We start from the raw sequence: 22727 nt of genomic DNA on the forward strand, positions 1-22727 counted from the left end.
CGCCCCGGGAATCCGGGGCGTTTTTTTTGCATCCGCCTGAGTCAACGTGGGGCGGTACCCGCCAGTGACTTTTCCGGCCAGTGGCATAGATCAAGCACGGGGCATAACGCACAATCGGGCTTGCGGGCCTTGCAAATGTAACGCCCGTGCAGGATCAGCCAGTGGTGGGCATGGCGCAGGTATGGGGCAGGCACACGTTTGATCAAGGCGTTCTCCACCGCGCGAACATCCTTGCCCGGTGCCAGTCCCATCCGATTGGCGACGCGAAAAATATGCGTGTCCACTGCCATCGTGTGTTGGCCGAAAGCGGTGTTGAGCACCACGTTCGCCGTCTTGCGGCCAACGCCGGGCAGGGCTTCAAGCGCCGCGCGATCCGCCGGTACTTCGCCGCCATGGCGCTCCAGCAGCTGTTCCGACAAGGCCACGACATTCGCGGCCTTGGTATTGAACAAACCAATAGTGGCGATGTAGGGCTTCAAACCTTCCACGCCCAGGGCGGTAATCGCGGCGGGTGTGTTGGCGACGGGGTAAAGCTTGCGCGTTGCCTTGTTGACGCCGACGTCGGTTGCCTGCGCCGATAACGCAACCGCGACAAGCAATTCGAAAGGCGTGGTGTATTCGAGTTCCGTTTTCGGCTCGGGTTCCAGGTCGTGCCAACGGCGGAAAGCTTCGCTGATTTCCACAGGCGTCATCAGTTTCGATTTGCGTGGGAACTTCGGCTTGGATGTTTTCGATGCCGCAACTTTCTTTGCCGCCCTCTTCACGGCAGGTTTTTTCGTGCATGCGGGGCTCATCGCTTGGCCTTCGCCAACGCGCGAGCCAATGCCGCCGCCGCCGCGCCTGTCAGTGCGGGTGAGCCCTTGTTGTCTGTCGTCACGGATTCCGCTTGCCGTTGCCGACGCTCGGCCTGCCATCGTTCCAGCCGCGCATTACGGGCGCGGTAACGATCGCGTGCGGCCAATGCGGTCAAGCGTTCGTGGTGTACGCGATGGAGCAGGGCGATGTCGGCTTCGCCCAGTACATCAACCAGCGAAGCGGCATCGCCACCCCAATCGAGAAGGCCGAGTTGGATCGCGGCATCGACATCATCCTTGCGCAGTGCATGCGCGATGGCCACGAAGTTGATGCCCGAAGCCGCTGACACTTAGCGACCCGTGAACGTCGGTTTGCGCTTTTCGAGGAAGGCGCTGGTGCCCTCGCGCATGTCCTCGGTGGAGAACACCAGGCCGAACTGCGCGGATTCGTATTCAAGCCCTTCCTCGATGCCGCACTCGCCGCCGATGTTCACGCAGTCCAGCATTGCGCGCAGGGCCAGCGGGGCGGCATTGGCCAGTTGGGTGGCCAGCTTCATGGTTTCGGCCTGCAGTTCGGCGGCCGGCACCACGCGGTTGATGATGCCGAGCTCGCGTGCGCGTTCGGCGTTGATCGGCGCGCCGACCAGGCACAGTTCCAACGTGGCGGCGCGACCCGCCAGACGCAGCAATCGCTGGCTACCACCAAAGCCGGGGATGAGGCCCAGGTTAATCTCCGGCTGGCCGACCTTGGCGTTGTCACCCGCGATGCGCAGGTGACAGCACATCGCCAGCTCCAGACCGCCGCCCAGCGCGAAGCCGTTCACCGCCGCGATGACCGGCTTCGGCATCTTCTCGACGCGACGCATCATGCGTTGACCGCGCAGGGAGAAATCGCGGCCTTCGACCGGCGTCAAACCATTCATCTCGCTGATGTCCGCGCCGGCGACAAAGGCCTTCTCGCCTGCGCCGGTCAATACCACCACGCGAACGTTGGCATCGACCGCGGCCTCATCAAAGGCCTGATGCAACGCATCCAGCGTCGCGCTGTTGAGCGCATTAAGTTTGTCGGGGCGGTTGACCGTGATGGTACGGATACCATCACGGGTTTCGATCAGCAGGGGAGACTCGGACATGAATCCTCGCAAACGGCGTATAGCCGGGGTAAATGAATGGGGAACCATCGGCCTCAGCCGTGGTCAATCTGGCGTCAGTGGCGGTTAAGGCCGTAGCCGACTATCCTAACGCGTTGTTTTACGGGCATAACGCCTACCCCACTACAGAGAGATGTCTATGAAATTGCGTTTGCTGGCCGCCGCTGTCGCGGCTCTCACCCTGACCGCGGGCGTTGCCGGTGCGCAGGACCTGAACTCCGAGAAGGGCAAGCTGAGCTATGCGTTTGGCTATGACTTCGCCCGTAACTTGGCCGAAAGCGGCGAGCCGGTCGACAACGCGGCCGTGATCAAGGCCGTGCAGGACGGTCTGGCCAAGAAAGACCCGGCGATCACCCCGGACCAGGCCAAGCCCGCGCTGGAAGCTTTCCAGAAGCGCCAGCAGGCCAAGGCCCAGGCGGCCCAAGCCGAGTACAACAAGATCGCCGGTGAAAATCGCACCAAGAGCACCCAGTACCTGAACCAGTACAAGACCCAGGCCGGCGTCAAGACGCTGCCGGGCGGCGTGATGTACCGCGTGCTGGAGAACGGCACCGGTCGCAAGCCCGCGCTGACCAATACCGTGTCCCTGCAGGTGCTGGGCCCGCTGCCCTACGGTACGCGCCCGCAGCAGGCCGTGCAGCCGCAGACCCCTAACGTCAAGGTCAGCGAGATCGAAATGCAGGCCATGCGTGACGTGATTACCCAGATGCCGATGGGCTCGAAGTGGGAAGTCGTCTTGCCGCCGGAAAAGGCCTTTGGTGCTGATCCGCGTTCGGGCTTCCCGCCCAACGTCGCAGTCGCCTTCGAGATCAAGCTGGTCAACGTCCAGTAAGATCGAATGGCATGATGAACGCCGGTTCCTGCGGAGGGGCCGGCGTTTTTCTTTTCCGGATCAATAGTTTTTGATGAGCAACTCCCTCGCCACCATCGCCAGCCCCTGCAGCGGCGTATGCCAGCTGGATCCCGCGGGCCTGTGCCTGGGATGTCGTCGCAGTGGTCAGGAAATCGCCTTCTGGCGCCAGATGAGCGACGCAGAACGCAGTCGCTACATGCACGAGATCCTGCCCGCGCGGGGTTGGCAGCCGGTGGTGCCTGCAGGCGAATGAGCGACGGCATGCTCCAGCGCATTCAACAGGCGTTGCGCCCCTTGGCCACGCCGCCTGCCGACAAACCCTGGAACCACGACGAACTGGAAGACCTGATGCCGCCCGCATTGCGCGAGGCTGCGGTGTTGGTCGGCTTGGTTGAGCGTTCCAGCGGGACGCAGGTCGTGTTTACCCGACGCACCGATCAGCTGCGCCATCACGCCGGCCAAGTCAGTTTTCCCGGCGGTGCGGTCGAGTTGGACGATGCCGATGTGATCGCAGCGGCCTTGCGCGAAACGCATGAGGAAATCGGGGTCGGTGCTGCTTTGATCGAGCCGCTGGGCTTCCTCGACCCGATGGCGACCATCACCGGTTTCCGCGTGGTGCCGCTAGTCGCACGCATCGATGCTGATTACCACGCCATCCCCGATCCTGCGGAAGTCGCTCAAGTCTTCGAGCTGCCGCTCGACTTCATACTGGCACCCGACACGCTTTTCCACGCCGAAGTACCGTGGCAGGGACGTGTGCGCCGCATCGCCGAATTGCACCCGTGGCCAGGCGGCACACCCGCGCGCGTTTGGGGCGCGACCGCGATCATCATCGACAACCTGCGCCAACGCCTGGAGGCTCTGCCATGAATGCTGACATTCCATTTTGGAGCACTTTGATCGATGTTGCTTCGCTTGCCGACGCGACTGAGGGTAACGACATCGTCCTGCTTGATTGCCGATCGGTGCTGACTGATCCCGACGCCGGTGCGCGCATCTACGCGCAAGGTCATCTACCCGGCGCGTTCCACGCCAACCTGGAGCGCGATCTCTCCGACATGTCGCAGCTCGGGCAGGGACGTCATCCATGGCCCCGTGCAGAAGATCTCGCCCGCACGCTGTCACGCTGGGGCATTACCCCGCACACGCAGGTGGTGGCCTACGACGCCGACAACGGCATGTACGCTTCGCGTGCCTGGTGTCTCTTGCGCATGATCGGCCACGAGCGCATCGCGGTACTCGATGGTGGTTTGAAGGCATGGCAGGCCGCAGGTTTGCCGATCCAAATCGAAGCGCCATCGTTGCATGATGCTGTTGCGCCATATCCGGGTGACTTCGCTTACGGTCGCTTGTTTGATCATGATGACGTTGCCGCACATGTCGAACATGGCGGTCTGTTGGTGGATGCGCGAGCACCTGAGCGATTCCGTGGCGAGGTCGAACCCATCGACAAAACAGCCGGCCATGTGCCGGGCGCGGTGAATCGTCCCTTCATGGCGAACCTTGCCGAAGATGGCCGCTTCAAATCGCGCGATGAATTGTTCGCCGAGTTCGCCGAACTGCTAGGCGGGCGCACACCGTCCGACATGGTGGCGATGTGTGGCTCGGGCGTGACCGCCTGCCATCATCTGCTCGCGATGGCGCATGCGGGCTTGCAGGGTGCAAAACTGTACAAAGGGTCGTGGAGTGGCTGGATTTCAGACTCAGCCAGGCCTATCGCGACGGGCGAGGCCTGAGCCTCAGCCTTTACCCAAGCGCGCCAGCAAAGCACGTAGCGCGTGTTGGGTATCCGGGTGTTGCCAATCGCGCAAGGGTTGGTCGATGTCGAGTCGGTCAGTCGATAGTGCTTCGATCATGTCAGCGCGCGACAGCGCACGCGTGGCCAACATCGGCGCACGTGGCAGGCCTTCCAGACTCTCCAGCCATCCCAATGCTTCCGCCTCGGCATTGCCCGGCGTGGCGAGTGCATCGACCAGGCCGATTGCTTGGGCTTCGCGGGCTTCGACCATGGCGCCTACCAACAACATGCGCTCGGCGCGGCGATGACCAATCGTGCGATGCAAGAGGATTTGCACGCTCTGCGGTACGGCCAGACCGACATGCGTTTCGTTGAGTCCTATCTGGATCGGTGCGTCGGCCATCACCCGGTAGTCGCAGCACAGCGCGAGCACGCAGCCACCCGCCGGCGCGTGGCCTTCCATCGCTACCGCTACGGGAATCGGGCTGTTGGCAAGGGCACGCGCGGCGGCAAAAAATGCCTCCCATGCCGTGCGCAAGGCAGCGCGATCATCGCCCAATGACATCAGATAGGGCACATCAAGGCCGGCGGAAAACACGCGCGCGCCGCCGCTGAGCAGGATGCCATGGCTGCCCGCCGCGGCCGCTTCATCCACGGCTGCAACCAGTGCGAGGCAAAGCTCGGGGTTGAGTGCGTTGACGGGTGGGCGCGCCAACCGCAGATGGGCGAAAGGGCCGTGCTGGTGGATGTCGATCATCGGTAGCTCCGTGGAAGCTTTGTCGGTTGGCCTGTGGTCAAGTTACTGCAGGTGCCGACCGTTATCATGCTGCTCATGAAGATCGCACGTTTTGCTCCGCTCCTGCTTGCGTTAGGTGTTGTCGCGGCCATGCCTGCCATCGCACGCGAAAAAACCAGCTGCATGCCGCAGGTCCAGCAAGGTTGGATTCGCCTCTTGCCAGGCGGGATGCCCATGCATGCCGGTTTTGCCCGCATCGACAACACCTGCGCCCAACCGGCTACGATCGTTGGCGTCAAAAGCGTCAGTTATGGCGATGTGGAGCTGCACGAAAGCCGCAACATCGATGGCGTGAATCGGATGCGTCAGTTGAAGGAGTTGCGCATCGCACCGAAGGAGGCCGCCACGCTGAAGCCCGGCGGCATGCATCTGATGTTGATGGATCCGGTGAGGCCGGTGAAGCCGGGCACCCGCATCGCCGTCGTGTTCACGCTGTCGGATGGTCGCGAGATGTTGGGCGAGTTCATCGCCCGCAAGCCGGACTGACCAGGCGCGTTACTCGTCTTCTTCTTCGAACTCGACCATCGCGTCGAGCTCGAATGCCAGCTCTTCCAGCGCCTGCCGCACGCGACGCGCGGTGGCCGCGTTCGGTGCATCCACTTCGATCTCGTGCACGTCGGGGCCGCCGACATCGCTCAGGCCAGAGGAGCTGGAGTCGTCATCGTCCATGTGCGACATGAGGTCGGCGATTTCTTCGACATGCTCGATGCCGTCGATGCTTTGCAACAGGTTGGAGATGGCGCGGACGTCGTCTTCGCTACCGGTGATGCGCATCTTGAGCATGGGCATGGCAAGGACTCTGGCTGGGGTAGGCAAAGGCTAGCAGCGTGCAGCGACAGTCGGGTGAGAAATTTGTTCACCCCCGTCGTTGCACCACCTGTCGTTCATTTCTTGGTGCGGACCGGTAGCGGCACATTGCATAGGTCAATATGGCCTGCGGGAATCGTGTAGAAATCATCCTTGCGATTGCGGCGCGCCTCGGTGGCGTCGATGAAGGCCTGGCTGTCGGTACGCAGGATTTGCAGATTCGTTCGCTCGGCCGCCGGGACGTCGCTGGCGAGGCGAATGGCGGTGATCGGCGCGCGCTGAGCGGGGTCTTCGTAGAAGCCCATCGGTTCAGGGCCACGTGGCGTGGCGCTGAGCAGCGACATCCCCTGCACGACGCGGCCCACCATGGTCAATTGCTTGTCGAGTGCACGCGGGGCCTGGCCGATCACCACATACAACTCCGCGCCGATGCTGCTATCGGGTGCGTTGTTGCGGCCCGCGCCGAGTGCGCCATAGCAATGCGCGATCCAGGTTTCTTTCTTGGCCGGGTCATGCCCGACCGCGAAACCATCGGTGAAGCCGACCTGCGGTGCCCAGCCGTCCTTGTCCTTCAAGCGGTCGAACCTGGCCGGTCCCTTGCGGGTGAATTCGGCGGGCAGCTTCTCCTTGGTGCCGGCGGGGTGTTTCTTGGCCTTGGCGGCATCGTCCGCATCTACATCGCCAAACTGGACCACGAAGTTGTCCTGTGCGCGGTAGATGCTGGTGCCATCCCAGAAGCCGCCCTTGGCCATGGTCTTGATGTTGGCCACGTGCTCCGGCGCGAAACCGGGAGCCAGCTCGATCACCACGCGGCCGGCCGGCAGCTCCATGTACAGCGTATTGGCCGGGTCCAGGTCACGCCAGGCGCTGTCCGGCGCCGCATCGATGATCTCCTTGGCGCTGCGGTACTTGGTCCCTTTTGCGGCGGGCTCGGCTTGAGCCAAGGCGACAAAGGGAAGCAGGGCGGACAAGGCGAGGGCGAGCGGCAAACGGCGCATCGAAGGCTCCGGTGATCAGTAATTAAAGCCGGAGCATAGCTGGTCGATGTCGAATCTTGGCAGGGAGTTACTACTGGCACATTCGCTATATCGAAATTAACAATAGAGTGACCTACATCCACCGAGGAACTGGTGATGGAAGACGACCTGTTGTTGCGCAAATTCCAGAAAGAGTTGTCCGCTGGCACCGTATCGCTGGCGCTACTGGCCGTAGTGGCCGATGCCGAGTCGCCGATGTACGGCTATCAAATCGCCAAGTCGCTGGAGCAGCTGGACGGTGTGTTGTCGGGCAAGCAGAGCGCGCTCTATCCCGTGCTACGCAATCTGGAGGCTGCAGGTCTCCTGGAGAGTTTCGTCGAGCCGTCAGACAGCGGGCCGCCTCGTCGTTATTACCGCGCCACCGACCTCGGCCACGTCACGCTCACCCACTGGGCCGAGGCCTGGCGCGCCACCCGAGATTCCGTTGATCACGTTCTGAAGGGGAACTTCAAATGAACACCGTGCTGCCGACCACCATCCCCGCCTATTTGGCGCAATTGCGCAAATCGCTGGAGGGGGCCGATGCTGCGATGATCCATGACGCGCTGTACGACGCCGAGGAGTACCTGCGCGCCGAGCTCGCCGCCAACCCCGGCAAGACCGAGGCTGAGGTGATCGCGGATGTCGCCAGCAGCTACGGCGCCCCGGACGAAGTCGCCGATATCTACCGCGACACCGAAGTGAAAGTGCAGACTGCGTTGCGTCCGCCACGCGCGGTTCAGAAAAAAGACAACGGGCCTTCGGTCTGGCAGAAGATCTTCGGGGTGTTCGTCGACTCACGCACCTACGGCGCCTTGTTCTACATGCTGCTTTCAATCGCGACTGGCATCTTCTATTTCACCTGGACGGTGACTGGCGCAAGTCTGTCGCTGGGCCTGTCTATCCTGATCATCGGCCTGCCATTCGTGGTGTTGTTCGTCGGCGCGACGCGCGTGCTGGCCTTGGTCGAAGGGCGTTTGGTCGAAGTGATGCTGGGCGAGCGCATGCCGCGTCGCCCACTTTACAGCGACGTGGAGCAGCCATTGCTCAAGCGTATCGGCGCGATGTTTACCGATGCACGCACCTGGGGCACCTTCTTGTATTTCTTGTTGATGCTGCCACTGGGCTTGGCGTACTTCACGATTGCCGTCACCGGTCTTTCAACCGCACTCGCGCTGATGTTCTCGCCGTTGATCAGCCTGGTCAGCGATAACGTGGTGATCGTCAGTATCGGGGGTGAGGATGTTGTGTCCAATCAGCCTTGGCTGATACCGATCGTGATCTTGGCCGGGTTCGTCGTGTTGTTGCTGACCATGCATGTTGCACGCTGGGCTGGACGACTCCATGGCCTGATCGCCAAGAACCTGCTGGTCAAGAATTGATCGATCATCGCTCTAAACAGGAAGCCCGGCGCAAGCCGGGCTTTTCATCACGCGACCACGCCCAACACGGTTCAGATCTCGGTGTAGACCAGCACGAAACCCGCGATCAGCAACAGCACCAGTGAGATGGAGAAGATCCATTCGGCGGTCTTCTGGGTCTTCTGGGTCTTTTGGGTACGCGACGGCGACTTTTCCTTCTGTGCCAGATAGCAGATAGCCAGCACGACAAGGAAGCCAATGGACGAAAACAGGAAGAAGTCGTCAGCGATGGTTTCGGTCTTGGTGAGCGTGTTCTTGGCAGACAGGATGCCGACCAAAGCCAAGCCGATGCCGGCAAGTGTGCCGCTGGCTGATACCAAGGTGTCCAGTGAGTCGTTTTGATCGGACATACAGGCTCCTAATCGAGGCAGGTTCTTTTGCTTCAGGCCTTGCGTGCAGCCGCTTTCTTCTTGACAACCCGCTTGGTCGGCTTCTTCGGCGCCTCTTGGTTGGCCGCAATGAAATCACGCACCTGCGGATACACCTGGCTGCGCCAGCGCTTGCCACTGAAGATGCCGTAATGACCCGCGCCCTTCACCGTGATGTGCTGCTTGCGCGATGCCGGCACGTTGTCGCAAAGCTTCAGCGCGGCGCGGGTTTGCCCTTCGCCGGAGATATCGTCCAGCTCGCCTTCGATGGTGAGTAGGGCCGTGTCGTGGATCTTGCCGGCATCGACACGCTCGCCATTCACCCTCCACAGGCCGCGCGGCAGTGCGTAGTCCTGGAACACGGTGCGAATGGTGTCGATGTAGTACTCCGCCGGCATATCGAGAACGGCGTTGTATTCGTCGTAGAAGCGGCGGTGCGAGGCGGCCGTTTCTTCATCACCCTGCACCAGATCCTGGTAGTAGTCCCAGTGCGACATCGCGTGCCGCTCTGGGTTCATCGCGACAAACCCCATGTGCTGAAGGAAGCCCGGATACACCTTGCGGCCACCACCCGGATAGTTGGCCGGTACCGTGTGGATCAGGTTCTGCTCGAACCAGCTGAGCGGTCGGCGCATTGCCAGATTATTGACCGCAGTCGGTGATTCACGCGCATCGATAGGGCCGCCCATCATCGTCAACGTACGCGGAGTAGCCTCGCCGCGAGCCGCCATCAACGACACCGCGGCCAGAACAGGCACGGTAGGCTGGCACACGCTGACCACATGCAGATTGTCCGCGCCAATGTGGCGGATGAATTCCTCGATGTAGGCCACGTAATCATCCAGATGAAACGCGCCAGCTTCTTTCGGCACCATGCGCGCATCGGTCCAGTCGGTGATGTACACCTTGTGGTCAGGCAGCATCGTCTTGACCGTGTCGCGCAGCAAGGTGCTGTGGTGTCCCGAGAGCGGTGCAACGATCAACACCGTCGGGTCGTCCTTCATCCGGCTGAGACCATCGGCCTGATCGTGGTAGCGCTTGAAACGCAGGAGGCGGCAGAATGGCTTGGCCAGCGCGACGCGCTCGACGACCGGGATGTTGACGCCATCGACTTCGATCTCGTGGATGCCGAATCCAGGCTTCTCGTAATCCTTGCCGACGCGATACAAGAGGTCGTAACCGGCAGCCACGCGTTGGGCGCCAGGTAGACCTGATAGCCAGCTGCCCTGTGCGGTGTACATCTTGGCGACCGCATCCGACCAATAGGTCAGCGGGGCCATCCAGGCGCGGGCGTTCTCGTGCATCTGATAAAGGAGCATGGGAGTTCCAGTGGAATGCTGCGTCGCAGCATACCGGAAAGTTAGTCGGCTTGCCGTGGGGGCTTCAGCTCCGTTCAAGCGCCGTGGCGTGATGTGCGATGCGTGGCGACAACCAGCCATGCGAGCCGATCTGCGCAAAGCCAAGTTTACCCAGCCGTTCGCGATAGAACCGTGCGGGCCGGGATTGGAACTCGTCCTCGTCACCAATGGCCGCGTCTTCCTTCGCGAACATTTCGATGAAGGCGACACCACCGCACAAATCCGCCAGGCCCGGCAGGCCGCGATTGAGTTCCCGTGTCGGCAGGTAATGGAGCACGTCGCTGCAGATCAGAAGATCTACCGGCGGGCAGGGACGCAGATATTCGAAATCCCCAAAGCGCGCGTAGTGGATGTTGCGGCTGCGGCCATAACGGCGCACTGCATACTCGCTATTGTCGAAACCGATGTATTGCAGCCTCGGGCGCAGCTTCATCAGCGGCGCACGCCATGCACCTTCGCCGCACCCCACATCCAGCACGCTCTGGATCGGGCGTTCCAGATGGTACTCGGCCATCGCGACGGCCAGCGCGACCTTGCGCGCCAAGCGCGCCGCGCCGCCGATGCCTTCGCGGCGATACCAGCGGTCGAAGTAAGCCTGGTCATACGTCTTGCTCATGGTGCACGGCCCATGCCGAGGGCGAGCGAGGTCATCGACAACGTGCTCCACACATCGTCATTGAATAGCTCCAGCGAATCACCCGCCCGTGCGCAGGCCAGTGCGTACAACAGTGGCAGGTAATGCTCGGGCGTGGGGATGGCAAGGCGGTTGTCCGGCAGGTCCTCGAAATTGGCCAGCGCCGTGAAATCACCGGCGGCGATCAGGCTGTTGACCCTGTCGCGGAACGCTGTCGCCCAAGCAGGCGGCTCGGGATTGCGGAAATTGAGCAGTCCCAAGTTATGCACGATGTTGCCGCTGGCGAGAATCAGAACGCCTTCATCGCGCAGCGCGCCGAGCATCCTGCCGATGGCGAAATGCTGCGCGCCGGGGCGGCGCAGATCCAGGCTGAGCTGCACCACCGGCACATCGGCCTCCGGGAACAGGTGCACCAGCACCTGCCAAGCACCGTGGTCGAGGCCGTATCCCGCATCCAACTGCGGTGCGAGCGCAGGATCCAGCATCGATGCAACCCGCGCCGCGAGTTCGGGGTCACCGGGTGCCGGATACTGGACTTGGAAAAGGGCGGGCGGGAAGCCACCAAAGTCATGGATGGTGCGTGGTTTTTTCGCTGCGCCCAAAAGCACGCCCGGGCTTGTCCAATGTGCGGAGATGCACAGGATCGCGCGGGGTTTCGACAAGCGCGTGCCGAGCGCGCGCCAGGCACGCGACCAGTCGTTGTCTTCGATGGCGTTCATTGGCGAGCCGTGGCCGATGAAGATCACCGGCTGTGTTTGTGCTGTCGTTGTGTCGTTCATCCATGGCATCCTAAGCCGATTCGTCCAAGGAGTTATCGATGTCCACGTCCTATTTGTGGGTCAAGACGTTCCATCTTGTCTTCGTCATGGCGTGGATGGGCGGGGTGTTCTACCTGCCGCGCATCCTGGTGAACATAGCGGAAGCGGGAGATGCCGGCGCGGTGCGTGAGCGCCTGGTGCTGATGGGGCGTCGCCTGTATCGCTTTGGCCACATCATGTTCGGCATCGCCGTGGTGCTGGGCCTGGCCATGTGGCTGCACTTTGGCGTCAGTGGCGGTTGGCTGCATGCGAAACTGGTGCTGGTGATCGCCATGCTGGCGCATTACATCGTCGCCGGGCGTTGGCTGAAGGGCATAGAAAAGGGGCGATTGTTGCCCAGTGCACGCGCGCTGCGCTGGTTCAATGAGCTGCCAGTGCTTTTGTTGATTGCGATCGTCTGGTTGGTGTTGGCCAAGCCGATGTAATTGAAGCCAAGGTATCAGGCAATGGATTTGGCCTCGGTTTCATGCACCATTTTCGGGGCATGAGCTGCAGCCCACACACTGTCATGCGGCGCGGACTTTGCGCGATGTCGACTTAGCCTTGCCAACAGCAACATCAATGAAGCCGCCACCAGTGCAGTCAATTCGACTGCCAATCCATCCCGGCCTGCTTCGAGCACGCTGATCCGGGGCCATAGGTAATCGAGCATCGTCAGTGCAGGAATCAATGCCGTCACTATGGCGGCGATGCTTAGCAAGTCGATGGCGGCGAGTGCTGGCTTTCTCCATAACGCCCAGACTACGGCCAGCAATAAGGGCAAAAAATACGCCAGTTGATGATGAATCAGGGCGTCCGGTGCATTGCCTGGTTGAATATGAGCAAGCGCTATGGTGCTGGAGATGCCGATAACTGAGCCCAGACACACGCCGACCGTTGCCGCGGCCATGATCGAAGCCTTGCGAGGCTGCAATACTGCGGCACGATTCTTGCGTTGCCGTTTGCGTCGGCTTTCTATCCACAACAAATTGCCGGTGTAGAACACCGCCGCGCCGATCACACCGAGCAGCACATATGTCCAGCGGATCGGGTTGCCACCGTAATTGCCGAAGTGCAACGCAAAAAATGAAGCAACAGCCTGTGACCAAGTGCCTTGCTGGCCCGGCAAGAAGCCGCTGTACAAGACGCGGCCATCGCCTGCATCCAACATCACCGCACCAAAGTCGACGCCGCGCAGAAAGTGGTTAGGCGTATGTCCTTTGACGAAGGCAGTGATCTTGCGCTCGCCGCGAGCATTGGGCGATTGGGCGCGATATTGGATCTCGCTTACCTGGAAATCCGGCGCAAGTTGATGCAAGCGCGCGTTGATCTGGTCAGGCAACCAGACCTGCGCAGGCAAGACAGGGGAGGGTGGGAAGGGTGCAAACGCCGCCCCGGCCACCGGACTGCCGCGATGGATGCTGTGATCCTGCGCGTCATAAATTACATCGTGGAAGGCGAACACCATCGCGCTTGCAGCCATGATGATGTGAAACGGTAGGCTCGCAACACCCAGAAGATTATGTAGATCAAGCCAGCCGCGCTTGGGGTTTTCTCGGCGAAAGCGCAACGCCAGTAGATCGTTGAGGAAGGTAGGCAACATCACCAAAATCCCCGAGACCAGGGCGAGGGCATACAGACCGGACGCGATCCCCATGATCAAGACGCCACGCTCCATGCTGACGGGCAGTCCGCCGGTGCGATGGATGCGATCCACCCAATCGGCCAAGGGCGTTGGATATGCGGGTTCCAACAGGACGTGTCCTTGGCTATCTAGTGTCGCGGCCTGTTGCTGCAAGGATTCACCTCGGCCACTTTGCGCCATGACCGTGGCCGGGGCCCTTGCCGCGGGCATCATGCGTACCACGACATTAGTCACATCGGGATGTTTGGCCAGCAGGCCGCGCACCACCTGGTCACGCGCCGCATCATCTATAACGGCAGGGGAATGCGATGATGGTGTGGCCCAGTCATCCAGTTGCGCCTTGAACATGCTGGCAGCACCAGCATAAAAAGCAACGAACAGCAGCAATCCAGTCGTGATGCCGGCCCATGTATGCAAGGACTTGAATCGACGCAGCATGTAACCGTCCACTCAAGTCATCCTCAACAGGGCGAGCGCGATCACGCCCAAACTATTAGCGATGCCCAGCCATATCCACGCGCGTGCGGGGATGCGGGTAGCGAATACGCACGAGGCGATGGCGGCCCAGAGCAGAGGCACCATCCACATGGTGACCTGGCTCTTGTCCAAGGCCATTTCGCCGCCCATGTACTGAAAAACCCCCGACATCACCAACGCCAATGTCGCGCTGGGAAATAGGGCGGCGGCAGTCAAAGAAAGCCAGTCACGCGGACGGGTGGATCGTGCGGTCATCGTTGCGCCCTAAGTTGTCGCCATCCGCCGACGAGCGCCACTAACGTCAGCATCAACATCAATGCTGACAACGCGAGGAAGAAACCCACGGACACCGATGCGAAGTGCGTCGCAGCAAACCACGCCAGCAGAAAACAGCCGAGCCCGGTCAATGCGCCCGGCACCGGCCAGCGCCAACGACGCGCGTGTTGATGCGTGCTGCGATAAAGCGCCCAGGCAGCGAGCGCGGTGGCAAGAAAGACAAGAGGCATGGCGAGACGCATCGGGAAGTGGTGAACATCTTATAGCAAACAAGAATCATTCGCATTAATATGTCCGGGAATTCACATCCACGCTCACATCATGATTGCTCTCCCACGTCGGCCTTTATCGATCGCGCTTATGGCCGTGATCAGTACACTTCCGCTCACCCTGCACGCGCAGAACACGGCATCCACCTCACAAGAACAGCAAAAAGACAGCAAAAAAACTAGACCATGTCGTGGTCACAGCCTCTGGTTATGAGCAGGTAATCTCCGAGGCTCCCGCCAGCATCAGTGTGATCACGGCGGAGCAACTGCGTTCGCGTCCGTACGAAAACCTGGCCGATGCTGTTCGCGATATCGAAGGTGTTTCGGTGCAGGGCTATGACCCAGGTACAACCGATATCCTGATCCGGGGCATGCCCGGCGAATACACGCTCTTGCTGGTTGATGGAAAGCGCCAAAGCACACGCGAGACGATGAATCGTGGCACTACCGGCGTACAGGCCAACTTGTTGCCGCCGCTGGATGCGATCGAACGCATCGAAGTTATTCGTGGTTCGATGTCATCGCTGTATGGATCGGATGCGATTGGCGGCGTCATCAATGTCATCATGCGCAAGCGCTTGGACCATTGGCAGGGTTCGGTCACGCTGGCGGGCACCCACAACGAACACGAGGAGCATGGCAATTCGCGAAGCGCCTCATTCTCGTTTGGCGGACCGGTGACAAAAAATGTGACGTGGCAAGCGTGGGGCGGTGCACGCGGTCGTGACGAGGACGATATTTATTACCCGCGCAGCTTCACCTCTGGTGCGGATGACACGCGCCAACGCAATTTTGGTACGCGCTTCGACATCCAGTTGGCCGAGTATCAACGGTTGACGATCAACGCCGGCAGTGACCGTTTGCAATACACCGCGCGTCCGGGCCTCAGTCTGGCCGACGGTGCGCCGGTCAGTGCATTCACCCGTGATTTGCATGAGCGCCATAATGCTAGCGTCGGATATGCCGGTCAGTTCGATCGCTTCAATCTTGATCTCAGCCTGATGCAGGAGCAGGCGCGCTACACAAGCTGGACCCAAGGTGTGCGTACGGCCGCCCAGCCGGAACTGACCAATACCGTGTTCGATGCAATGGTGACCATGCCGCGTGAACGTCATACCTTGAAAGCAGGCATGCAATACATGGATGCGCGGCTGAAAGGCATCGGCAATCAGGACATGGTAAGCGGCTACCGTAATGTGGATGAAGCAGGGCGCCGCACTTGGTCGCTATTTGCGGAAGACGAATTCCAGGCAACCGAACGCCTGAAGTTGACGGGCGGTTTGCGCGCAGACAAGGCCGGTGATTTCGATACTCACTTCAGTCCGCGTTTGTATGCAAATTACAAATTATCCGAGGGATGGAGCCTGCGTGGCGGCATGGCAGACGGCTTCAAAGTGCCGACCTTGCGCCAATCAACGGCTGGCTATTGCATGAGCACCGGCGGTGGCGCGCTTGTGCGCGGGCCGTTGTGCGGCAATCCAGATCTTGAACCTGAGAAAAGCCGCACGTTTGAAGTTGGCATTCGCAAGGATGCAGAGACAGGAAGTTTTTCCGCCACGCTCTTTGATACAGACTTCGAGAATCGCGTGGTGAGCTATGGCAGTGGTGGGGTTGATCCGGTCAACCCGGCGCGTCCCTTGTATGTCTACGACAATATTTCCAGTGTTCGCTTGCGCGGTGTCGAGTTGGCGGGCGAATGGCAGCCCAATGCGCGCTGGCGCGTCGGCGGCAATTACACGTTCACCCAGTCCGAGCGTCATGGCGGTGGTGAGCCGGCTTTTGATGGTGGCTCGTTAGACGGTGAGCCGTTGGACATGACGCCGGAGCATGTGGCTCACGTCAATGTGGCTTATGTGATGAGTGATGCGGTATCACTCAATGCGTCGGTGCATTACGGTGGCGAGCAGCGCTATGCGGGGTTCCGCAACGGCGCAACCAATGTGCGTACGCGACCTGCGGCCACGACGTTTGATCTGGGAATGCGTTGGGATATCACTTCCAACCTGGCTCTGGATATGGCGCTATTGAATGCAACCGACAACGTCGTGCCCGTGGATCCGCGAGGCCGCTTTGAAGGCCTGGATGGCAACTGGTACGTCGATGAGGCCCGTCGGCTGTGGGCCAGCCTGACTTTCCGCTTCTGATGTTGGTGCCGGGCGTGCATAGGCGCGCCCGGCTTTTGCAGGCCATCACACGCACGCAACAAGCGATGACCCAGCAAGGGCGTCGTGGCTTGATGGAGTGCGTGCGCAACGCTGCTGGTTGTCAGGGGTATGCTGCGCGTCTCGTAATCCCTTGGCTTGGGGTAACAGCGCGGCAGCAATAGCTGTTTTGATCAAGATTTCTGCGCTTTCCGGTGCACATCATGCACCGCATAACCGAGGGCGCGATTGGGCAAGTTGAAATAGGACGGGTTTTGCAAGGTCATCGCGGTATCGCGCAGGCCGCTGTCCCAGTGTTCGTTCATGGCCAGTGCGCCGAAAGCGTAGTCCTTGAACTGTTCTTCGTGCGGCTTGGCTTGATAGATAAGCTGGATGATGTTGAAGACGCGATCATCCAGCCACGGAGCGAAGGCTTCTTCCAGTTCATCCGGCACCTTTTTCTCCGGCAAAAGCTGTATCAGATCGCCCAGCGCAGTGCGTAGCCGCTGCGTGTGGGCCACGGTATCGGTGCCGTGGCGGGTGCGGCTGGAGTACTGGATGTCTTTCGCGCGTTCGAGCACATCCATCATCGTCTGGGGCCTATGTCCATTCGCGCTCCACAAATCTACCTGCAAGGCCAAGGTGTCCTTGCGCGGCCATTCGTCGAGGATGTGCTCCAGCGGCGTATTGGAGACGATGCCGCCATCCCAATACCAGCGGCCTTCGATTTCAACCGCCGGGAAGGCTGGCGGCAGCGCGCCCGAGGCCATGATGTGCTCGGCGTCAATGGTCATCTCGGCGCTGTCAAAGTAGCGGAAGTTGCCGCTTTCGACATCGGTGGCGCCGACCGTGAGCCGAATGCTGTCATCGCGGTTGATACGGTCGAAGTCGATCAGACGTTCAAGCGTGACTCGCAATGGCGCGGTGTTATAGAAGCTGGTCGCGGCGTCGCTTCCATCACGCAGCAGGAAGGGCGAGACGGTGCGCGCCTCGAAGAAGCCGCGCTGGCCCTGCCAGAGTGCGGCCACGGCGCTCATCGATGCCGCCCAAGCTTCCAGCATTGGATTCATGGGTGCCAATGACAACCACTGGCGGATGGCGGTGGCCGGCATGGTCAACGCGCCGCCGGGCTCGCACACGGTTTCCCAGAATTCGCGCAGGCGGGGAATACGATCGTCGGGCGCGTTGCCGGCGATGATCGCCGCGTTGATCGCGCCAATCGAAATGCCCGCGTACCAGTTGGGGCGAATGCCGGCCTCGTGCAAGCCTTCATACACGCCGCACTGATAGGAGCCCAACGCGCCACCGCCCTGAAGTACCAATGCAACGGCGGGGTACTGGGCAACTTTATCGATGAGAGACTTGCGGTTCGTCATCAGATAGCAACAGCGCTCAAAGAGGCGTGTGACCGGCGCTCGTGCGAGCGCGCCAAGGACGGCGCGCGCCCGCGAATCGGAGCAGGAAGCGCAGCCTGAGCGGCGCACGAGCGCCGGTCACATGCCTCAACTGCGCAAGGTGCATAGTTGCGATGCTTTGCACGCATCACTGCATGAACCAACCGTGGCTCACCACGATGCTCTGGCCCGTCAGCGCATTCGTCTCGAACGCGGCCAGCGTCAGCGCGACATTCGCCACATCGTCCACCGTCGTGAACTCGCCATCGACCGTGTCCTTCAACATGATCTTCTTGATCACCTCGTCCTCGCTGATCCCGAATTCCTTCGCCTGCTCCGGAATCTGCTTGTCCACCAGCGGCGTGCGCACGAAACCGGGGCAGATCACGTTGGAGCGAATGCCCAGCGGGCCGCCTTCCTTGGCAATCGTGCGGGCCAGGCCCAACAGACCGTGCTTCGCGGTCACGTAAGGTGCCTTCAGTGGCGAGGCCAGATGCGAATGCACCGAGCCCATCAGGATGATCGCGCCCGGTGCCTTGCGGCGCTCCATGTCCTTCATGCATTCGCGGGTGGTCAAGAATGCGCCATCCAGATGGATCGCCAGCATCTTCTTCCAGTCCTCGAACTTGAAGTCGGTGATCTTGTTGATGATCTGGATACCGGCGTTCGACACCAGCACATCCACCTGGCCAAAGGTCGCGACCGCCTTGGCAATGCCATCGACGACCTGCTGTTCATTGGTGACATCCATCTCCACACCCAGCGCTTCGCCGCCCGCATCGCGGATGGCCTGCGCGGTGGCCTCGGCCGCATCAAGCTTCAGGTCGGCGATGACCACCTTGCCGCCGTTGTGGGCGTAGACCTCGGCGATGCGTTTGCCGATGCCGCTGGCGGCGCCGGTAACCACGCAGACCTTGCCGTTCAATGGGATGTTCATCATGGAAAACTCCTTTGGTGCGATGCAGCAATCATGGCGCGCCGCATGATAGGGCGGTGTGAATGCCCCGATCATCAGCGATGTCGTGTTGATGCGACATCGTCCAAATGGCCATCAGCGGCCGATGGGCGTCTCGAACTTGCGTAAATCCGGCAAGTCCTGTGGCACGCCTTGGGCGCTGCAGTAGCCGGCATCGCACAAGACCTTGCGCAAACGCGGATTCGCTTGCAGCAGGAAATGGAAAATGGTGTTCTGCTCCACGCTACCGCGCACGGCAAAGCTGCCCGGGCCACGCGCCCAGATGCCGACGTCATCGCCGCCATGGGTTTCCGCGCGCATCGGCACCATCGATTCCTGCAGGTAGTCCGGGTGCTCGGTATCGACATCGGTCAGGTTGGGTCGGCCATTCGCGGCTTGCTGCCAACCGCTGGAGTCGAAGCGGGCGTTCTTTGGGCCCTCTTGCTGCTGGTCAGTCGCGCCGACATAGCCCGGGCCATTGGCGTAATTGAGCGTGGTGTAGGGCAGGCCGGTCGCATCCAAGGCGTAACGGGCCGGATCGCCGTCCTCGCCGCTACCGCCCTTGACCTTGCCGAGGATCGGGTTGCCGCGTGTCGGATAGCCGACGAAATTCATCGTGTGGGCATGATCGGCGGTGACCAGAATCAAGGTGTCATCGGGGTTGGTCATCTCGGCCACAACGCGCACCGCATCAGAAAGTGCAATGGTGTCGGTCAGCGCACGGAAGGCATTGCCAGCGTGATGCGCGTGGTCGATGCGCCCGCCTTCGATCAACAGAACATAGCCGTTCGGGTTGTGCTGCAGCCGGGTGATCGCCGCGCGGGTCATCTCGGCCAGCGAAGGCTCGCCCCCCTTGTCCGTGGCGCGGTCGTGCTCGTAGTTCATGTGGTCGGGCTCGAACAGGCCCAGCAGCGGCACATCGGCTGGGGCGCCATCCAACTGCGTCTTGTTCCAGACATAGGCGCCGGTCGGGTGGCGATGCTTCCACTCGGCGATCAGATCGCGGCCGTCCAGGCGTTCGCCTACCTTGTCCTCGTGCTCGGGGTCACGTTGATCGGTGGGCAGGAAACTCTTGCGACCACCGCCCATCAACACGTCTGGACCGTTGCCATAGGGCGATTCGATCTGTTGGCGGGCGATGTCGATGCAGCCGGCGGCTTTTGCCTCCGCAGGCAGGTCGCTGTCGTTCTCCCAGTTGCGGTCAGCCGAATGCGAGAAGGTCGCGCCGGGGGTGGCATGCGTCACGCGGGTGGTGGTCACAACGCCGGTGGCCATCTGGCTTGCCGCGGCCAGCTCCCACAGCGACATCACCGGCGCGTTGCGTGCGGCGCTGCAATCACCGCGCGGCGCCTCTTGGCCGATCGATAGAACGCCGAGGCGTGTCTTCACGCCCGTCGCCATCGCTGACATGGTGCCGGCGGAGTCCGGGGTTTGCGAATTGGTGTTGTAAGTGCGACTGAGTGCAGTGGCGGGAAACTCCTCCCAGGCCAGCTTCTGCTCCTCGCCGGGGTGGCCGGCGCGCTGGCCTTCCAGGATGCGGGCGGCAGCGACCGTCGGCAGGCTCATGCCATCGCCCACGATGAGGATCAGGTTCTTCGCCCGGCCGGTCATGGCGCCGCGTTCTGCCGCTTGGGCGGCGCCGTTCCTGAACCACCACGCGGCTGTTTCACCGGTGGGGCGCTGGATCGAAGGGACATCCACCTTGATCGATGTCGATACTGCGGGTGGAGGACTGGCTGGGCCGTGGGTGGTGCAGGCGGCCAAGAGGACCACCGGCAGGGCGATGAGGGCGGGACGCAGACTGTGACGTGGCATCGATTCTGGGCATGACGATATGAGGCCCCATTATGCGTGGGCTTTGTGGCGCCCCGATGGCTGCGGTATCGTCCATCGATCTTTGCCCCGGGAAATCCCGATGTTCGATTGGTGGTTCCGCATCAAATTCTGGAAGCGCGTGGTGTTGGGCTTCGTGCTCGGTGCCTTGGCCGGCTGGGCGTTCGGGCCGAATGCCGAGACCTGGTTTGGCTGGCTGGGCGACCTGTACGTCACCATGATCAAGATGATCGCGGTGCCGCTGGTGTTCTTCGCGGTGATCAGCGCGGTCTCGGCCCTGTCCGGGCAGAAATCGATGGCGGCGCTGGGCGGACGCACCTTCCTGTGGTTCGCGATCACGGCGGTGTTGGCGGTGTGCGTCGGGTTGGGCGTGGGTTTGGTGATGCAGCCCGGTGCGGGGGTGGAGGCGCTGACGGTCGACACCGACTACAAACCGCGCGAGGTGCCCAGCCTGCTCAACGTGTTGCTGGGGATCGTGCCGGCGAACGTCTTTCATGCGCTGACGGGCATCGGCACGACGACCAATGCGGCTGGCGAGACCGTGCTGGCCGCTGGCAAGGGCTCGATCCTGCCGGTGATCTTCGTCGCCGGCCTGATAGGTTTTGCCATCGTCAAGCTGGGCGAGAAGGTGGCCGAGGCGCGCAAGCTGGCCAGTCAGTTCAGCGACATCTGGATCCAGATCACCAAGTACGTGCTGGAGTTCACCCCCTTCGGCACATTCGGTTTGATCGCCGCGTTGGTCGGCGCCTATGGTTTCGAGAAGTTGTTGCCGCTGGGCAACTTTGTCATCGCGCTGTATATCGCCTGTGCGATTCAGATCGTCGTCGTGTACACCAGCTTGCTGCTGGCGCATGGCCTCAACCCGCTCAAGTTCTTCCGCGGCGCGGCACCGGCGATGCAGATCGCGTTCGTCGCCTCGTCCAGCTTTGCGGCGTTGCCGGCCAGTCTGCGCTCGGCCACGCATAACCTGGGCGTCAACAAGGATTACGCCAGCTTTGCAGTGCCGCTCGGTGCCAGCATCAAGATGGATGGCTGCGGCGCGATCTACCCGGCGTTGGCCGCCGTGTTCATCAGCCAGTACATGGGTATCGATTTGTCGCTCAATCAGTACGTAATCATCGCGCTGGCATCGGTATTGGGCAGCTTTGGTACCGCAGGTGTGCCGGGCACGGCAGTGGTGATGGCGACGGTGGTGTTGTCCGCCGCCGGTTTGCCGCTCGAGACCATCGGTTATCTCTACGCCATCGATCGCGTACTCGACATGATGCGCACGATGACCAACGTGACCGGGCAGGTGCTGGTGCCGGTGCTGGTGGCGAAAGAAACCGGCATGTTGGATCAAGGTGTGTTTGATGCGGCATCCACCAACGTGGGAATCGAGACGGATTCGCATTCCGTCACGTCTCGCGAGTAATCCGCATAATCCTCCGCATCAACACCAAAGTGATGCGGAGGAAGACACCATGAGCAGAACCATTGATCCGGCCATCAAGAACAAGGCCATCGAGACCCTCAACACCATCATGGAGTTGGAGCTTGCTGGCGTGGTGCGTTACACCCATTACTCCTTGATGGTGTACGGCTACGGCCGCATCCCGATCGTGTCGTGGATGAAGTCGAATGCCGATGAAAGCCTGGCGCATGCCCACAAGGCTGGCGAACTGGTCACGTTGCTCGGCGGCCATCCGTCGCTGAAAATCGGGCCGCTGCTTGAAACCGAGCAGCACGACATCGGCGACATGCTGCGCGAGAGCCTGGCGCACGAGGAGAAGGCGCTCAACGCCTATTACGATCTGCTGGCTTTGGTTGAAGGCAAATCGGTGTTGCTGGAGGAATACGCGCGCCAGCAGATCGAGAACGAAGAACTGCACGCCGACGAAGTGAACAAGATGCTGCGTCGTCCGGGCGAGATCGCCGCGTTCAGCGAGTGATTGCGTCTGCCGCTTGAACCGCGGCGAACATGGCCCGATATTGGAAGGCGAAGGCGCGATCCTTCGCCTTTCT

At 61.3% G+C, this 22727-nt stretch carries 25 protein-coding genes and 1 pseudogene; 10 read left to right on the plus strand and 16 right to left on the minus strand.

Translation table 11 applies throughout. The features are described 5' to 3' along the window. Positions 1–41 precede the first annotated feature (41 nt). From nth to BW989_RS02390, 3 genes are all read right to left on the minus strand, one after another. A complete protein-coding gene (gene nth, locus BW989_RS02380; RefSeq protein ID WP_076584949.1) occupies positions 42–692 on the minus strand; it encodes an endonuclease III in 651 nt (216 codons plus the stop codon). Between the two features lie 98 nt (positions 693–790). Further along, a complete protein-coding gene (locus BW989_RS02385) occupies positions 791–1144 on the minus strand; it encodes a hypothetical protein (protein ID WP_076584951.1) in 354 nt (117 codons plus the stop codon). Next, the gene (locus BW989_RS02390; protein WP_076584953.1) at positions 1145–1927 is read right to left on the minus strand and encodes an enoyl-CoA hydratase/isomerase family protein; all 783 of its coding nucleotides are present in this window, start codon (positions 1925–1927) and stop codon (positions 1145–1147) included. A 157-nt stretch (positions 1928–2084) separates the two neighbouring features. On the opposite strand from BW989_RS02390, the gene BW989_RS02395 reads away from it, so the two are divergent. The 3 genes and pseudogenes from BW989_RS02395 (at position 2085) to BW989_RS02405 (ending at position 4534) form a co-directional block, all read left to right on the plus strand. Then, positions 2085–2777 carry an FKBP-type peptidyl-prolyl cis-trans isomerase N-terminal domain-containing protein gene (locus tag BW989_RS02395; RefSeq protein ID WP_076584955.1) on the plus strand — a complete coding sequence of 231 codons (693 nt, stop codon included), beginning with the start codon at positions 2085–2087 and terminating at the stop codon, positions 2775–2777. Positions 2778–2850: 73 nt separating this feature from the next. Continuing rightward, positions 2851–3668: pseudogene (locus BW989_RS02400) on the plus strand (NUDIX hydrolase). After that, positions 3665–4534: a sulfurtransferase gene (locus BW989_RS02405; RefSeq protein WP_076584957.1), complete on the plus strand. Its 870-nt coding sequence runs from the start codon at positions 3665–3667 to the stop codon at positions 4532–4534. The pseudogene BW989_RS02400 and the gene BW989_RS02405 overlap by 4 nt, the downstream one beginning before the upstream one ends. A 3-nt stretch (positions 4535–4537) precedes the next feature. On the opposite strand, the gene BW989_RS02410 is transcribed toward BW989_RS02405, so the two are convergent. After that, positions 4538–5293 (minus strand): enoyl-CoA hydratase/isomerase family protein, encoded by a 756-nt coding sequence (locus BW989_RS02410; protein WP_076584959.1) that lies wholly within the window; start codon positions 5291–5293, stop codon positions 4538–4540. A gap of 75 nt (positions 5294–5368) precedes the next feature. Between BW989_RS02410 and BW989_RS02415 the strand changes: the two genes are divergently transcribed. Then, positions 5369–5818, plus strand: a complete 450-nt coding sequence (locus BW989_RS02415; RefSeq protein WP_165688536.1) for a copper chaperone PCu(A)C — start codon at positions 5369–5371, stop codon at positions 5816–5818. A gap of 9 nt (positions 5819–5827) precedes the next feature. On the opposite strand, the gene BW989_RS02420 is transcribed toward BW989_RS02415, so the two are convergent. Then, positions 5828–6121, minus strand: coding sequence for a hypothetical protein (locus tag BW989_RS02420; RefSeq protein WP_076584961.1), 294 nt, complete (start codon positions 6119–6121; stop codon positions 5828–5830). 95 nt (positions 6122–6216) lie between these two features. Next, on the minus strand, positions 6217–7137 hold the full coding sequence (locus BW989_RS02425) for a peptidylprolyl isomerase (RefSeq protein WP_076584963.1): 921 nt from the start codon (positions 7135–7137) through the stop codon (positions 6217–6219). Between the two features lie 135 nt (positions 7138–7272). Here BW989_RS02425 and BW989_RS02430 point away from each other — a divergent pair, with 135 nt between their 5' ends. Together BW989_RS02430 and BW989_RS02435 are read left to right on the plus strand one after the other, a co-directional pair. Continuing rightward, on the plus strand, positions 7273–7632 hold the full coding sequence (locus tag BW989_RS02430; RefSeq protein ID WP_129582786.1) for a PadR family transcriptional regulator: 360 nt from the start codon (positions 7273–7275) through the stop codon (positions 7630–7632). Further along, on the plus strand, positions 7629–8537 hold the full coding sequence (locus BW989_RS02435) for a sensor domain-containing protein (RefSeq protein ID WP_076584967.1): 909 nt from the start codon (positions 7629–7631) through the stop codon (positions 8535–8537). Before BW989_RS02430 ends, BW989_RS02435 begins: the two co-directional genes overlap by 4 nt. 71 nt (positions 8538–8608) lie before the next feature. Here the strand turns inward: BW989_RS02435 and BW989_RS02440 are convergent, their stop codons facing one another. The 4 genes from BW989_RS02440 to ygiD all read right to left on the minus strand — a co-directional run bounded on the left by BW989_RS02440 (position 8609) and on the right by ygiD (position 11715). Continuing rightward, positions 8609–8926 carry a DUF4153 domain-containing protein gene (locus tag BW989_RS02440; RefSeq protein ID WP_076584969.1) on the minus strand — a complete coding sequence of 106 codons (318 nt, stop codon included), beginning with the start codon at positions 8924–8926 and terminating at the stop codon, positions 8609–8611. Positions 8927–8958: 32 nt separating this feature from the next. After that, positions 8959–10263, minus strand: coding sequence for a polyhydroxyalkanoate depolymerase (locus BW989_RS02445; protein WP_076584971.1), 1305 nt, complete (start codon positions 10261–10263; stop codon positions 8959–8961). Between the two features lie 64 nt (positions 10264–10327). Further along, on the minus strand, positions 10328–10918 hold the full coding sequence (locus BW989_RS02450) for a class I SAM-dependent DNA methyltransferase (RefSeq protein WP_076584973.1): 591 nt from the start codon (positions 10916–10918) through the stop codon (positions 10328–10330). After that, positions 10915–11715 carry a 4,5-DOPA-extradiol-dioxygenase gene (gene ygiD, locus BW989_RS02455; RefSeq protein WP_129582787.1) on the minus strand — a complete coding sequence of 267 codons (801 nt, stop codon included), beginning with the start codon at positions 11713–11715 and terminating at the stop codon, positions 10915–10917. The genes BW989_RS02450 and ygiD overlap by 4 nt, the downstream gene beginning before the upstream one ends. Positions 11716–11753: 38 nt before the next feature. On the opposite strand from ygiD, the gene BW989_RS02460 reads away from it, so the two are divergent. After that, positions 11754–12179 (plus strand): CopD family protein, encoded by a 426-nt coding sequence (locus tag BW989_RS02460; RefSeq protein WP_076584977.1) that lies wholly within the window; start codon positions 11754–11756, stop codon positions 12177–12179. 14 nt (positions 12180–12193) lie between these two features. Here the strand turns inward: BW989_RS02460 and BW989_RS02465 are convergent, their stop codons facing one another. From BW989_RS02465 to BW989_RS02475, 3 genes are read right to left on the minus strand one after another with little or no spacing between them, the layout of a single operon-like run. Beyond that, on the minus strand, positions 12194–13816 hold the full coding sequence (locus BW989_RS02465; protein ID WP_076585299.1) for a PepSY-associated TM helix domain-containing protein: 1623 nt from the start codon (positions 13814–13816) through the stop codon (positions 12194–12196). Positions 13817–13828: 12 nt separating this feature from the next. Beyond that, the gene (locus BW989_RS02470) at positions 13829–14110 is read right to left on the minus strand and encodes a hypothetical protein (RefSeq protein WP_076584979.1); all 282 of its coding nucleotides are present in this window, start codon (positions 14108–14110) and stop codon (positions 13829–13831) included. After that, positions 14107–14361: a hypothetical protein gene (locus BW989_RS02475; RefSeq protein ID WP_129582788.1), complete on the minus strand. Its 255-nt coding sequence runs from the start codon at positions 14359–14361 to the stop codon at positions 14107–14109. Before BW989_RS02475 ends, BW989_RS02470 begins: the two co-directional genes overlap by 4 nt. A 230-nt stretch (positions 14362–14591) precedes the next feature. Here BW989_RS02475 and BW989_RS02480 point away from each other — a divergent pair, with 230 nt between their 5' ends. Further along, positions 14592–16544: a TonB-dependent receptor domain-containing protein gene (locus BW989_RS02480; RefSeq protein WP_076584983.1), complete on the plus strand. Its 1953-nt coding sequence runs from the start codon at positions 14592–14594 to the stop codon at positions 16542–16544. A gap of 191 nt (positions 16545–16735) precedes the next feature. On the opposite strand, the gene BW989_RS02485 is transcribed toward BW989_RS02480, so the two are convergent. The 3 genes from BW989_RS02485 to BW989_RS02495 all read right to left on the minus strand — a co-directional run bounded on the left by BW989_RS02485 (position 16736) and on the right by BW989_RS02495 (position 20705). Next, on the minus strand, positions 16736–17917 hold the full coding sequence (locus BW989_RS02485) for a patatin-like phospholipase family protein (protein WP_076584985.1): 1182 nt from the start codon (positions 17915–17917) through the stop codon (positions 16736–16738). Positions 17918–18083: 166 nt separating this feature from the next. Beyond that, positions 18084–18872: a 3-hydroxybutyrate dehydrogenase gene (locus BW989_RS02490; protein WP_207551608.1), complete on the minus strand. Its 789-nt coding sequence runs from the start codon at positions 18870–18872 to the stop codon at positions 18084–18086. A 114-nt stretch (positions 18873–18986) separates the two neighbouring features. After that, the gene (locus BW989_RS02495) at positions 18987–20705 is read right to left on the minus strand and encodes an alkaline phosphatase (RefSeq protein ID WP_076584987.1); all 1719 of its coding nucleotides are present in this window, start codon (positions 20703–20705) and stop codon (positions 18987–18989) included. A gap of 100 nt (positions 20706–20805) precedes the next feature. Between BW989_RS02495 and BW989_RS02500 the strand changes: the two genes are divergently transcribed. Continuing rightward, positions 20806–22137 (plus strand): dicarboxylate/amino acid:cation symporter, encoded by a 1332-nt coding sequence (locus BW989_RS02500; RefSeq protein WP_076584989.1) that lies wholly within the window; start codon positions 20806–20808, stop codon positions 22135–22137. A gap of 49 nt (positions 22138–22186) precedes the next feature. Further along, the gene (locus tag BW989_RS02505) at positions 22187–22654 is read left to right on the plus strand and encodes a ferritin-like domain-containing protein (RefSeq protein WP_076584991.1); all 468 of its coding nucleotides are present in this window, start codon (positions 22187–22189) and stop codon (positions 22652–22654) included. The last annotated feature ends 73 nt before the right edge of the window (positions 22655–22727 follow it).

It is taken from the genome of Solilutibacter tolerans, assembly GCF_900155935.1.
In the GTDB taxonomy this organism is placed as follows: domain Bacteria; phylum Pseudomonadota; class Gammaproteobacteria; order Xanthomonadales; family Xanthomonadaceae; genus Solilutibacter; species Solilutibacter tolerans.